Here is a 13,279-nt window from a genome sequence, read left to right as displayed (position 1 = left end):
AAATGAATTTGCGAAGGCTCGGCAAGCGAGGCACCTTTCCTCTCGGGAACGAACGAGCCGCAAAGCGGCCGCCAAACCGGGAGCCGACCGATGAAGACCATCCTCAAATCCTGCACTGTGCTTGCCCTCTCCTTGAGCCTTACGACCGCTGCCATGGCTCAGGAACCGCTGAAGGAACTTGGCAAGGGCGAAGGCGCCCTGTCGATCGTCGCCTGGGCCGGCTATATCGAGCGCGGCGAGACGGACAAGAACTACGACTGGGTCACCGGCTTCGAGAAGGAGACCGGCTGCAAGGTCTCGGTGAAGACGGCCGCGACTTCGGACGAGATGGTGGCGCTGATGAACGAGGGCGGCTTCGACCTCGTGACGGCCTCCGGCGATGCCTCGCTGCGGCTGGTGGCCGGCAAGCGCGTCCAGCCGATCAACACCGACCTCATTCCCTCCTGGAAGACGCTCGACGCCCGCATGCAGGATGCGCCCTGGCATACGGTCAAGGGCGTGCACTACGGTGTGCCCTATGTCTGGGGCCCGAACGTGCTGATGTACAACACCGAGGCCTTCAAGGGCGCGGCGCCGACCAGCTGGAAGGTCGTCTTCGAGGAGATGACGCTGCCCGACGGCAAGTCGAACAAGGGCCGCGTCCAGGCCTATGACGGGCCGATCCATGTGGCCGACGCCGCCAACTATCTGATGGCGCACAAGCCGGAACTCGGCATCAAGGACCCCTACGAGCTCAACGAAGACCAGTACAAGGCGGCGCTCGATCTGCTTCGCGTCCAGCGCACCCTGGTCAGCCGCTACTGGCATGACGCCATGATCCAGATCGACGACTTTAAGAACGAAGGCGTCGTCGCCTCCGGCTCCTGGCCCTTCCAGGTCAACCTGCTCGAAGGCGAGAAGCAGCCGATCGCCTCGGTCTTCCCCGAGGAGGGCACCACCGGTTGGGCCGATACGACCATGCTCGCCGCCGAAAGCGAACATCCGAACTGCGCCTATCTCTGGATGGAGCATTCGCTCTCGCCCAAGGTGCAGGGCGATGTCTCCGCCTGGTTCGGCGCCAACCCGTCCGTCGGCGCAGCCTGCAAGGGCAATGCGCTTTTGACCGACGAAGGGTGCAAGACCAATGGCTACGACCAGTTCGAGAAGGTCAAGTTCTGGAAGACGCCGGTCGCCAAATGCGCCAGCCAGAGCGAATGCGTGCCCTATCACCGCTGGGTCTCCGACTATATCGGCGTCATCGGCGGCCGATAGGCAACCGTGGCAAGGATTGAGGACCGGACTCCAATGATCGTCTTCCTCGGGCTCGTCCCGAGGATCTACCTACGCCGATCCGAACAATCGGCCTCGAATCCAGCCGGTCCAACAGCAGATCCTCGGGACAAGCCCGAGGATGACGGAGGAGCGTCGGCGCTACACGGACACGAGCACGCAGAAGCCCAAGACATGGCACATCTGTTTGAGAAGGAACGATCATGACAGCGGTTCTCTTCCAGTCCGTCTCCCGGCATTTTGGCGCCGTGCGCGCGGTGGATGGGGTGGATCTGGCGGTGGCCGAGGGGGAATTCTTCGCCATGCTCGGTCCGTCCGGCTCCGGCAAGACCACCTGCCTGCGGCTGATCGCCGGGTTCGAGCAGCCGACGTCGGGCCATATCGAGATCTTCGGCGAGACGGCCGAGGGCGTGCCGCCCTATCGCCGCGCGGTCAACACCGTGTTCCAGGACTATGCACTCTTCCCGCATCTGACGATCCTCGACAATGTCGCCTACGGGCTGATGGTCAAGGGCGTCGGCAAGGCGGAGCGGCGGCGCCAGGCGGAGGAAGCACTCGCCATGGTGGCCCTGCCCGGCTATGGCGCCCGCAAGCCCGGCCAGCTTTCCGGCGGACAGCGCCAGCGGGTGGCGCTTGCCCGCGCACTCGTCAACCGCCCGCGCGTGCTGCTGCTCGACGAGCCGCTCGGCGCGCTCGACTTGAAGCTGCGCGAGCAGATGCAGGAGGAGCTGAAGAGCCTGCAAAAAAGCCTCGGCCTCACCTTCGTCTTCGTCACCCATGACCAGAGCGAAGCACTGTCCATGGCCGATCGCGTCGCCGTGTTCAACGAAGGCAAGGTGCAGCAGGTCGGCACGCCCGAGGAGATTTATCGCCGGCCGACAAGCCGCTTTGTCGCCGGCTTCGTCGGCTCCTCCAATATCCTTCCCAAACATCTCTGCGACCGGCTGGGGCTCGACGCGCCGGCCGCCAGCCTACGTCCGGAAGCGATCCGGCTGGATGCCCCCTTGGGTGACGGGCTCGGCTTGAGCGGTCGGGCGGTGGGCGCGAGCTTTCTCGGCCCGGTCACGCGGCTGACCGTCGACTGCGAGGGCGAGCGGCTGATCGCCGCCCTGCCCGCCAGTCAGCCCGTCCCCGCCGAAGGGGCTATGGTGACGCTCTCCTTCGACCGGCACGACCTGCATCTGATGGAGCAGGCCTGATGGCGGCGCTAAGCTCCCCGCTCGCGGTGACCGAGCCGCGACAGGGCCTCGCCGGCCGCCTGTCCGATCTCTTCTGGCAGCGGCCCCGGCTGCTGCTTGCCCTTCTTCTCGCTCCCCCGCTCCTCTGGCTCGGCATCGTCTATCTGGGATCGCTCGCCGTCTTCCTGGCGCAGAGCCTCTTTGCGATCGACGATTTCTCGGGCCTCATCACCTACGAGCCGACGCTTGCCACCTATGCCCAGCTGCTCACCGACGCCAATCTCGACATCATCCTGCGCACGCTCACCATGGCGAGCGCTGTCACGCTGGCCTCGATCCTGGTCGCCTTCCCGATCGCCTATTACGCCGCCCGCTATGCCCGCGGCGCCTGGAAGGCGGCGTTCTATCTCGGCGTTATGCTGCCCCTCTGGTCGAGCTATCTCGTGAAGATCTATGCCTGGAAGCTGATCCTTGCCAAGGAAGGCATCCTCACCTGGGCCTTCGCGACGCTGCATCTGTCCCCGCTGCTCGATGCCGTGCTGGCGCTGCCGGTGATTGGCGGTAATTCGCTCTCCGTCAGCTATCTCGGGACCTTCCTCGTCTTCGTCTATGTCTGGCTGCCCTTCATGATCCTGCCGATCCAGGCGTCGCTCGAGCGGGTGCCGGGCTCGCTCATCGAGGCCTCCGCCGATCTCGGCGCCGAGCCGGGCCAGACCTTCCGTCACGTTCTCCTGCCGCTCGCCCTGCCAGGGATCGTCGCCGGCTCGATCTTCACCTTCTCGCTGACGCTCGGCGACTACATCATCCCGCAGATCATCGGCTCCTCGCGCCTCTTCATCGGCCAGGCCGTCTATGCCCAGCAGGGCACGGCCGGCAACGTGCCGCTCGCCGCCGCCTTCACCGTCGTGCCGATCGTCATCATGGGCGTCTATCTCGCCATGGCCCGGCGCCTGGGGGCCTTCGATGCGCTCTGACCGGACCGATCGCGCGCCCTTGGCGCTGAAATTCTCCGCCGCGCTCGGCCTCGTCTTCCTGCATGCGCCGATCCTGCTCATCTTCCTTTATGCCTTCACGACGGAGGAGAAGAGCTATCGCTTTCCGCCGCCGGGGCTGACGCTGCAGTGGTTCGCGGTCGCCTGGGACCGGCCGGATGTCTGGGCAGCACTGACGCTGTCGCTCAAGGTCGCAACGCTCGCCACCGCAATCGCGCTGTTGCTGGGCACGCTCTGCGCCGCCGCCGTCTCGCGCTCGGCCTTCTTTGGCCGCGAGGCCGTGTCGCTGCTCGTCATCTTGCCGATCGCCCTGCCCGGCATCATCACCGGCATCGCGCTGCGCCAGGCCTTCTCGCTGGCGGAGATCCCCTTCTCCTTCTTCACCATCGTGCTTGGCCACGCCACCTTCTGCATCGTCGTCGTCTATAACAATGCGGTCGCCCGCTTCCGGCGCCTCTCTGGCTCGCTGGTGGAGGCGTCGATGGACCTCGGCGCGGACGGATTCCAGACCTTCCGCTATGTGATCCTGCCGAATATCGGCACGGCGTTGCTCGCCGGCGGCATGCTCGCCTTCGCGCTCTCCTTCGACGAGGTGATCGTCACAACCTTCACCGCCGGCCAGCAATCGACCCTGCCGATCTGGATGCTGGAGGAGCTGATCCGCCCCCGCCAGCGCCCGGTCACCAATGTCGTGGCAATGGTGGTGGTGTTGGTGACGCTGCTGCCCATTCTGCTTGCCTATCTGCTCACCCGCGACGGCGACCGCATCGCCGGCGGCGGGAAATGATGCCCCTTTCACCGACCATACTGGGAGATCGACCATGGACACGGACCTTCTGATCGGCGCGCGCTTCGAGCCCGGCACCGAAGCCGAGGAGACCATTCTCAACCCCAAGACCGGCGAGACGATCCTCAGCCTGGCGGAAGCCTCGCATGCCCAGATCGACGCGGCGGTGGACGCGGCGGAAGCGGCCTTCACCGGCTGGTCGCGCACGACGCCCGCCGAGCGCTCCGGCTATCTCCTGAAAATCGCGGATGCGATCGAGCGTGAGGCGGATGCCTTCGCGGCACTGGAGGCGCTCAATTGCGGCAAGCCGATCAATGCGGTGCGCAATGACGAGCTGCCGGGCATCATCGACTGCTGGCGCTTCTTCGCCGGTGCCATCCGCATGCTGAACGGCCCTGTCTCGGCGGAATATCTGCCGGGCCACACCTCGATGATCCGCCGCGACGCGATCGGCGTCGTCGGCTCCATCGCGCCGTGGAACTACCCACTGATGATGATGGCCTGGAAGCTCGCCCCGGCGCTCGCCGGCGGCAACACGATCGTCTTCAAGCCGTCGGAACAGACGCCGCTGACCGCGCTGAAGATGGCGAAGCTTTTGGCAGACATCCTGCCCGAGGGCGTCGTCAACATCGTGCTCGGCCGCGGTGAAACGGTCGGCAATGCGCTGATCAACCATCCGAAAGTGGCGATGGTCTCGATCACCGGCGATATCGCGACCGGCAAGAAGGTGCTGACCGCGGCCGCCAAGACGGTGAAGCGCACCCATCTGGAGCTCGGCGGCAAGGCGCCGGTCATCGTCTATGACGATGCCGATCTCAAGGCCGTCGTCTCCGGCATCCGCACCTTCGGCTATTACAATGCCGGCCAGGACTGCACCGCCGCCTGCCGCATCTATGCGCAGGACGGGATCTACGAGACGCTTGTCGCTGATCTCACCAGCGCCGTCTCCACCATCCGCTATGCGGGCGAAGACGACAGCCAGAACGAGATCGGCCCGCTGATCTCGCGGCGCCAGCGCGACCGGGTGGCGAGCTTCGTGGAACGTGCCAGCGAGCTCGGCCATATGGAGGTCACCACCGGCGGCTCGCCGGGCACGAGCGGCGGCTTCTTCTTCCAGCCGACGGTGATCGCCGGCGCCCGACAGGAGGACGAGATCGTCCGGCGCGAGGTGTTCGGCCCCGTCGTCTCCGTCACCCGCTTCTCCGAGCCGGAACAGGCGGTCGCCTGGGCAAATGACAGCGATTACGGCCTCGCCTCCTCCGTCTGGTCGAAGGATATCGGCAAAGCCATGCAGGCCGCCGCCCGGCTGCAATATGGCTGCACCTGGATCAACACCCATTTCGCGCTGGTGAGCGAGATGCCGCATGGGGGGTTGAAGCAGTCCGGCTATGGCAAGGATCTCTCGGCCTATGCGCTGGAAGACTATACCGCCGTGCGCCACATCATGATCAACCACGGCTGATCAGCCCGCACGGACACGAAACTTTGCCCTTGCGAAGGGGTTGGTAAGGGGAACGACCCTTTCGCAAGGAGACGGGAATGACCGAAAGCAAGAAACTGGCCGACGAATATCTGCGCCTCGGCGGACGCCGCAAGGCCAAGGTGGACGACAATATCGTCAGCACCCGCACCTGGGACGACGAGCCGGCCGAGGCAGATGCCTATTGGCAGGAACATATCGCGCCGCTCGACGACAAACGCCGCCGCGAGGTGGAACTGCTGCTGCCGAGCATGAACGACGTCTGACGCAACGGGCCGATCAGGGTCGCAGAGACCGCTTCGGCCCACCTCCTTCACGTCCTGCTGATTGTGAATCCGAGACAGCCGCGGCCCGCGATGCCGCCCGCCGGCAGCGCGCCGCGGCCGTGGAGCATCAACGGCCGGAGCGCATCTTGAGAGAGAGAGAATAGGCGAAGTTTCCGCCGAGGCTCGACTTTTCGGCGCGTGCCTTTCGCTCCGCGCCTGGAACCTTTGCCCCCGCGCGCTGTTGGCGAGCCTTCCGGTAACCTGCGGATCGAGGAGACGGCGATGACCACCCAGCTTGGCTTGAGCGAAGAGGCCCGTGCGCCGCTGACCGACCCCGGCGACGGCACGCAGGCTGTCCTGCCCGAGCTTGCCATGCGCACGCTCTCCATCGTCAACGTCTTTCTCTACGGCAATCCATCGACCGACGGGCGCTTCGTGCTGATCGATACCGGCCTGCCGACCTCGGCCGACACGATCCGCGACTGCGTCGAACGCCGCTTCGGCCGCGACGCCCGGCCGGAGGCGATCATCATGACGCACGCCCATTTCGACCATGCGGGCTCGGTGGAGAGCCTGTCGCGCGGCTGGGATGTGCCGGTCTATGCCCATCCGCTCGAACATCCCTATCTGAACGGCCAGGCCTCCTATCCGCCGGCCGACCCGCTGGTCGGGGGCGGCGTCATGGCGCTCCTTTCGCCGCTTTATCCGCGCTCGCCGGTCGATGTCGGGCCGCGGCTGCACATGCTGCCGCCCGACCAGTCGGTGCCCGGCATGCCGGGATGGCAATGGGTCCACACGCCCGGCCATACGCCCGGCCACGTCTCGCTGTTCCGCGAGAGCGACCGGACGCTGATCGCCGGCGACGCCATCGTCACCACCGGCCAAGAATCCGCCTATGCGGTGATGACGCAGCGGCTGGAGATGCATGGACCGCCGCGCTATCTGACGCCCGACTGGATGGAGGCGGAGACTTCGGTGCGCCTGCTCGCCGGGCTCAAGCCGGAACTGATCGTCACCGGTCACGGCCAGCCGGTTCACGGGCTCGAAGCGCGCGAGAAGCTCGACCTTCTCGCCCGGGATTTCCGCGAGATCGCCGTTCCCGAAGGCGGCCATTACGACCGCAAGCCGGCCGAGCCGGGCAAAAGCGAGAATGACGCCTATCGCTGATCACGGCTCCACACCCCACTTTTCTCCAAAAGCATGACTCTCCGTCACGACTGGTCGTCGTCATCGGGATGATCTTTCCAGCGCGACGACCATGTGTCCCCGCGCGATCGGCCGGGAGCATGAAGGCGATTTCGCTCTGCGCACCACCGCCGTGCGGCTGGATGAAATCGCGATCGATTGCCGCTTTGCCGATCGGAGCCGCTTCACCATGCTTTTCCAGCCGCCCTTGAACAAGCCCGGCGCCTGGCGCCGCGCGATCAAGGATCGACTGGTCGTCAATTGGCATCAATCTGCGAACAGTGCGTTCGACGGCCCCAGCTGTCGAAAAATGCCGATTCATGCGAGACTGCCGCCTTGAAGAGAACCCGAGAAGGGGATGATCATGACCAAGAAAATCGGCTTCCTGTCCTTCGGACATTGGGCCCCCTCCCCGCAATCGCAGACGCGCTCGGCGGGCGATGCCTTGCTGCAATCGATCGATCTCGCCGTCGCGGCGGAAGAGCTCGGCGCGGATGGCGCCTATTTCCGTGTGCACCATTTCGCCAGGCAGCTCGCCGCACCCTTCCCGCTTCTGGCTGCCATCGGCGCCAAGACGAGCCGGATCGAGATCGGCACGGCGGTCATCGACATGCGCTACGAGAACCCGCTCTACATGGCGGAAGATGCTGGCGCCGCCGACCTCATCTCCGGCGGCCGGCTGCAGCTCGGCATCAGCCGCGGCTCGCCAGAGCAGGTGATCGATGGCTGGCGTCATTTCGGCTATGAGCCGGCTGAGGGTGAGGACGAGGCCGACATGGCCCGCCGCCACGCCGAGGTGTTCTTCGACGTACTGCGCGGCGAAGGCTTTGCCGCGCCGAACCCGCGGCCGATGTTTCCCAATCCTCCGGGCCTCTTGCGTCTCGAGCCGCATGCACCCGGCCTGCGCGATCGGATCTGGTGGGGTGCGAGCTCGAATGCCACGGCCGTCTGGGCCGCGAAGCTCGGAATGAATCTGCAGAGCTCGACGCTCAAGACCGACGAGAGCGGCAAGCCCTTTGCGGAGCAGCAGGCCGAGCAGATCCGCCTCTATCGCGAGGCCTGGAAGGACGCCGGACACAGCCGCACGCCGCGCGTCTCTGTCAGCCGCAGCATTTTCCCGCTGGTCTCTGATCGCGACGTCGCCTATTTCGGCCGCCAGGGGGAAGGCAGCGACACAATCGGCTATCTCGACGCCACGACCCGCGCTATTTTCGGCCGCAGCTATGCCGCCGAGCCCGACCGGCTGGTCGCAGAGCTTTTGAAGGACGAGGCGATTGCCGAGGCCGATACGCTGCTTCTGACTGTGCCGAACCAGCTGGGCGTCGCCTACAACGCCCATGTCATTGAAAGTGTGCTGACCCATGTCGCTCCCGCTCTCGGCTGGAGCGCCAAGGCCCCGCCGCCGCTGCGGGCCGCCTGAGGCCGTCCGATCCGACAGCTTCGACCAGCGCCCGCCGTGTTTTTGACCGCGGCGGGCCAGCTCGGCGACCTTCGCTGGCATGATCAGCGTCAAAAACTATCATTGGCCCGAATAATCTTAAACAGCGGGAACTTAAGCGGCGCGACGGCGTTTTGGGACGCTCACATGGGACGGCAGGCATATCGGCGGCCGGCATGTGGACCGAACGGTAAGGACCCGCCATGACAACACACATCAATTCTCCCGTCGCCACCGACACTTACGACAGCGCCTCGGTGACGTCGGCGTTTCACAAAGTGTCGTGGGGAGCGATCTTCGCGGGCGTCGTGCTCGCGCTCGCCATCCAGTTCCTTTTGAACCTGCTCGGCGTCGGGATCGGCGCAGCCGTGCTCGATCCGGCCACATCCGACAATCCGGCAGCCGGCACCTTCTCGATCGCCGGTGGCGTCTGGTTCATCGTCTCGGGCATCATCGCCTCCTTCGTCGGCGGTTATATTGCGAGCCGTCTCTCCGGCCGTCCGAGCCGCTCGACCGGTGGCTATCACGGCGTAACCGCCTGGGCTGTCACCACCCTCGTCGTCCTCTACCTGCTCACCACCTCGATCGGCGCGCTGGTCGGCGGTGCCTTCTCGGGCATCACCAGCGTCATCGGCGGCGTCGGCAGCACGGCAGCCACCGCGGCCACGGCCGCTGCTCCGTCGATCGCCCAGAGCACGAACCCGATGGCTGGCATCGAGCAACAGATTCGCTCGGCCACCGGCAATGACCCGCAGGCCCTGCAGAGCGCCGCCGTCACCGCCGTCCAGGCCGTGTTGACCGGTGATCAGGCCCAGGCCGAAGAAGCCCGCAACCGTGCAGCCGAAGCCGTGGCGCGTGCCCAGAACATCCCGATCGACCAGGCGCGCCAGCAGGTTGCCCAGTATGAGCAGAGCTACCGCGCCAATATCGAGACTGCCAAGCAGCAGGCCGTCGAAGCCGCCCAAGCCGCAACCGCCGCCGTCTCGGCCGGTGCGATTGCCGGCTTCGTCGCTCTGGCTCTCGGCGCTCTCGCTGCCTGGTTCGGCGGCATGGCCGGCACCAAGCGGGCTGGCACCCGCATCGCCTAAGGCGATCGGCATACCCGTCAATCCGACCTCGAAGACCGGCAGCGCGCAAGCCTGCCGGTCTTTTCACGTCAACCGCCTCCCTGCACTTGCGCAATGCCTGTTTTTGTTCGGTAATGAGGCGCTGACAGTCGCGAGACGCCGGAGCCGCCTCACATGAACTTCTTCGAAACGCTGCTGGTTCTGCTGCTGGTCGCCATTCTGCTTCTGCAGCTCGCCCGCAGGCTTTCGGTCCCATACCCCTCCATGCTCGCCATGGCCGGCACCGCCGTGGCGCTGGTGCCGGGCGTGCCCTATATCGCGCTCGATCCGGAAATCGCGCTCGCCCTCTTCATCTCTCCCGCTCTGCTCGATGCCGCCTTCGACTTTCCGATCGGCACCGCGCGGCGCTACTGGGTGCCGCTGGTCGTCTTTGCCATCGGCGGCGTGGTGGTGACGGCGCTCTGCGTCGCGCTCGCCGGCTGGGCCTATGCCGGGCTGCCCTTCGCCGCCGCCCTGGTACTCGGCGCAGTCGTTGCTCCACCGGATGCGGCGGCGGCGACCGCCGTGCTCTCCGGCATGTCCATCCCCCGCAACACCGATGCGGTCCTGCGCGGGGAAAGCCTGTTCAACGATGCAGCGGCGCTGCTGATCTTCTCGGCGGCGCTCGCCGTGCAGACCACCGGCAATATCGGCACGACGGTCGGCCTGCAATTCATCATCGCCGCACCGGGCGGCATCCTGCTCGGCATCGTCTCTGCGTTCGTGATCCAGCGGCTCGGCACGGCCGTCGCCTCGACGCTCGGCGGCAATCTCCTTCAGTTCGTCCAGACCTTCCTGCTCTGGATCGTCGCTGAACATCTGCATCTCTCACCGGTTCTCGCCATCGTCGCCTTCGCAATGACCATCGCGCGCAGCCCCGACGTGCGCTCCTCGGCCCGTATGCGCGTGCAGTCCTATGCGGTCTGGAGCGTCGTGGTCTTCGTCCTGAACGTCATGGCCTTCCTGCTGATGGGCATGCAGGTCCGCGATATTCTCGGCAGCATGCCGAACGGGCACCTCGGCGAAGCCGTCGGCTTTGCGGCGCTGGTCGTCGCCATCGTCATCGCCACGCGCTTTGCGGTCTGCATCGGCTTCAACCGCATTCATGCAATCCTCCTGCGCCGGCGCGGCGAGACCGATATCCCGTCAACGAAACAAGCGATCCTCGCCAGTTGGTGCGGCATGCGTGGCCTGGTGACGCTCGCCACCGCCTTTGCGCTGCCGGCCGATTTCCCCCAGCGCGACGTCGTCCTGCTCGCAGCCTTTGCTGTCGTGCTGGCGACGCTGGTCTTCCAGGGGCTGACGCTTGCGCCACTGATCGTCCGGCTCGGCCTCGACCGCCGGCATGATGGACCGCGCGAGCTCGCAGCACTCCGATCCGAGATCGCCCGTGCCGGCCTAGCCACGATCAAGGACGAGACCGGCCCCGAGGCGGACTTGATCCGCTCGAAATTCGTAATGGAGAAACAGGCACTCGCCGACAGCGACGAGAAGGGCGCGATGCGCGCCTACCGCGACCTGGCACTGACCGCCATCGGTGCCCAGCGCGTCAAGCTGGAGAGATTGCGGGCGGAAAACCGAATGAATGTTGATGAATACAACCTGCTTCTGGAAGAGATCGACTGGCGGGAACTCTCGATCCTGCCGCTCGAGGACCGGCGGATCGAGGAGATCTGAAACCAATCGAGCCAGCGTCAGCTCGCCATCGCGCCGCGCACAGCGGTGAAGGTCGCCGTCAGGCCGGTCGGGCCGTAGTCGAGCTGCGTATCCCGGGCGCCGTTGATGCCCATCTCGATCAGCCGGGAGCCAAAGCCGCGGCGTTCGGGGCGCGTGGCGGGTGGACCGCCCACCTCCTGCCAGACGAGCCTGAACTCGTCCTCTTCGAGGCTCCAGCGGATGTTGACCCGTCCGCCATCGACGGAGAGCGCGCCATATTTGAGCGCATTGGTCGCCAGCTCATGCAGGAGGAGCGAGAGCGACAGCGCCGTCTTGGCCCCGACCATGACCGCCGGACCGGCCAGGTCGAAGCGATCGGGCTCGGCCTGGAGGCTCAGCACGCCGACCGCGAGGCTCTCGACGGTCGAGGTTTCCCAATTGGTCTGCAGCAGTACGCCATGCGCCTTGCTGAGCGCCGCCAGCCGGTTCTGCAAGGTTTCGCCCAACACCGGGTCCGCCTTGCGCAGCGTCTGCGCCACGATCGCCTGGACGACGGAGAACGTGTTCTTGACGCGGTGGGCAAGCTCGCCGGTCAGGAGCTCGCGCTCCTGTTCGGCGGACTTGCGGGCGGTGATGTCGAAGAACAGGCAGAGGAAGCGCCCTTCGCTTTCGCGTGCGCAGCGTACATCGAACCAGCGGCCGAGCTGCTGGATCTCGATCTCGAAGGACTGAGGTTCGCCGGTCTCGACGGCGATGGCGCAATGGTCGATCAGCTGCTGCGGCACGTCGCTCGCATAAGCGCGAATCGTCGTGCCGACCGCGGAGGCGGGGATTCCGGATTGGGCGGCAAAGGCCGGGTTGATCTCGATGAAACGATAGTCGATCGGCCGGCCCGCCTCGTCGCGGATCAGTTCGCCGACGAAGAAGCCCTCGGCCATCTGTTCGAACAGCTCGCGCCAGCGCTTTTCGCTGGCCTTCAGGCGTTCCTCCGCCAGCCTCTGGCCGGTCTGGTCGCGCAGGATCTTCACATAGCCGACCAGCGTCTCGTCATCCTGGCGCAGCGGCATCATCTCGCCGCTCGCCCAGAACCGTTCGCCGGATTTGCGCAGATGCCAGCGCTCGTCCATGCCACGCCCGACCGTATAGGCGCTCGCCATCTCCTTCTTGTGAATCGCATGGTCGCGGTCCTCGGGCGTGAAGAACAGTTCGACGTCCTTGCCAACGGCCTCGGCCCGGCTCCAGCCAAGGATCTGGACCGCGCCCTCGTTCCAGTCGCGGATCACGCCCTCCTGATCGAGGACGACGATCGCGTAGTCGACGGCGCTGTCGAAGACGGCGCGATAGCGGTGTTCGCCACTCTCGGCGCGAAGGCGCGCCGCACTTTCGAGCCGCGCCAGCCGGCGCAGTTCCAGCTGGGCCATCGCCTGGCGGGCAAGGCCCTTCAGCGCCCGCTTCTGCGTCTCGGTCAGCGTACGTGGCTGATGATCGAGCACGCAGACCGTGCCGATCGCCACGCCCTGCGGCGTTGTCAGCCGGGCACCGGCATAAAAGCGCAGATGCGGCGGTCCTTCGACCAGCGGGCTCTTGGCAAAACGCGGATCCTGCAGGGCGTCAGCGACGACGAGCAGCTCGTCTTCGAGAACCGCCTGGCGGCAAAAGGCGCCATCGAGCGGTGCGGCGCGCGCGCCAAGCCCGATCTCTGCCTTGAAGAACTGCCGGTTCTCCGCGATGAGATTGACGACCGCGATCGGCGTTTCGCAGATGTTGGCGGCCAGTTCAGCGATCTCGTCGAAGTCCTGCTCGCGCGGCGTATCGAGGATGCCATATTCGAGAAGCGCCTGTCCGCGGCGCTCGTCCTGTCCCATCCCGTCCTGTACGTCCACGCGCTCCAACCGTCCCATTGTCTCTTGCCGGCCGCGACG

General features: G+C 65.9%; 11 protein-coding genes. 10 read left to right on the top strand and 1 reads right to left on the bottom strand.

The genetic code is table 11. From position 1 onward, the window contains the following. Positions 1–90: 90 nt before the first annotated feature. The 10 genes from ACLE20_RS12140 to ACLE20_RS12095 all read left to right on the top strand — a co-directional run bounded on the left by ACLE20_RS12140 (position 91) and on the right by ACLE20_RS12095 (position 11,378). Entirely contained in the window at positions 91–1,251 is a 1,161-nt protein-coding gene (locus ACLE20_RS12140; protein ID WP_410940558.1) for an ABC transporter substrate-binding protein, read from the top strand. Between the two features lie 218 nt (positions 1,252–1,469). Further along, positions 1,470–2,468 (top strand): ABC transporter ATP-binding protein, encoded by a 999-nt coding sequence (locus ACLE20_RS12135; protein WP_410940823.1) that lies wholly within the window; start codon positions 1,470–1,472, stop codon positions 2,466–2,468. After that, complete coding sequence (locus tag ACLE20_RS12130; RefSeq protein ID WP_410940557.1) at positions 2,468–3,421, top strand: ABC transporter permease; 954 nt, start codon at positions 2,468–2,470, stop codon at positions 3,419–3,421. The genes ACLE20_RS12135 and ACLE20_RS12130 overlap by 1 nt, the downstream gene beginning before the upstream one ends. Beyond that, the gene (locus ACLE20_RS12125) at positions 3,411–4,226 is read left to right on the top strand and encodes an ABC transporter permease (RefSeq protein WP_410940556.1); all 816 of its coding nucleotides are present in this window, start codon (positions 3,411–3,413) and stop codon (positions 4,224–4,226) included. The genes ACLE20_RS12130 and ACLE20_RS12125 overlap by 11 nt, the downstream gene beginning before the upstream one ends. Positions 4,227–4,260: 34 nt before the next feature. Continuing rightward, positions 4,261–5,688: a gamma-aminobutyraldehyde dehydrogenase gene (locus ACLE20_RS12120; RefSeq protein WP_410940555.1), complete on the top strand. Its 1,428-nt coding sequence runs from the start codon at positions 4,261–4,263 to the stop codon at positions 5,686–5,688. A 77-nt stretch (positions 5,689–5,765) separates the two neighbouring features. Further along, positions 5,766–5,972 (top strand): hypothetical protein, encoded by a 207-nt coding sequence (locus ACLE20_RS12115; RefSeq protein WP_410940554.1) that lies wholly within the window; start codon positions 5,766–5,768, stop codon positions 5,970–5,972. A gap of 282 nt (positions 5,973–6,254) precedes the next feature. Then, the gene (locus tag ACLE20_RS12110) at positions 6,255–7,139 is read left to right on the top strand and encodes an MBL fold metallo-hydrolase (protein WP_410940553.1); all 885 of its coding nucleotides are present in this window, start codon (positions 6,255–6,257) and stop codon (positions 7,137–7,139) included. Between the two features lie 382 nt (positions 7,140–7,521). Further along, the gene (locus ACLE20_RS12105; protein WP_410940552.1) at positions 7,522–8,577 is read left to right on the top strand and encodes an LLM class flavin-dependent oxidoreductase; all 1,056 of its coding nucleotides are present in this window, start codon (positions 7,522–7,524) and stop codon (positions 8,575–8,577) included. A 221-nt stretch (positions 8,578–8,798) separates the two neighbouring features. Then, positions 8,799–9,683, top strand: coding sequence for a PhnA-like protein (locus tag ACLE20_RS12100; RefSeq protein WP_410940551.1), 885 nt, complete (start codon positions 8,799–8,801; stop codon positions 9,681–9,683). Between the two features lie 153 nt (positions 9,684–9,836). Next, on the top strand, positions 9,837–11,378 hold the full coding sequence (locus ACLE20_RS12095) for a cation:proton antiporter (protein WP_410940550.1): 1,542 nt from the start codon (positions 9,837–9,839) through the stop codon (positions 11,376–11,378). Positions 11,379–11,395: 17 nt separating this feature from the next. Here the strand turns inward: ACLE20_RS12095 and ACLE20_RS12090 are convergent, their stop codons facing one another. Then, the gene (locus ACLE20_RS12090) at positions 11,396–13,222 is read right to left on the bottom strand and encodes a PAS domain S-box protein (protein WP_410940549.1); all 1,827 of its coding nucleotides are present in this window, start codon (positions 13,220–13,222) and stop codon (positions 11,396–11,398) included. Positions 13,223–13,279: the final 57 nt, after the last annotated feature.

The organism is Rhizobium sp. YIM 134829 (assembly GCF_046546455.1).
Note: the sequence above shows the minus strand (reverse complement) of the source record. Positions and strands in the feature narration are given on the sequence as shown.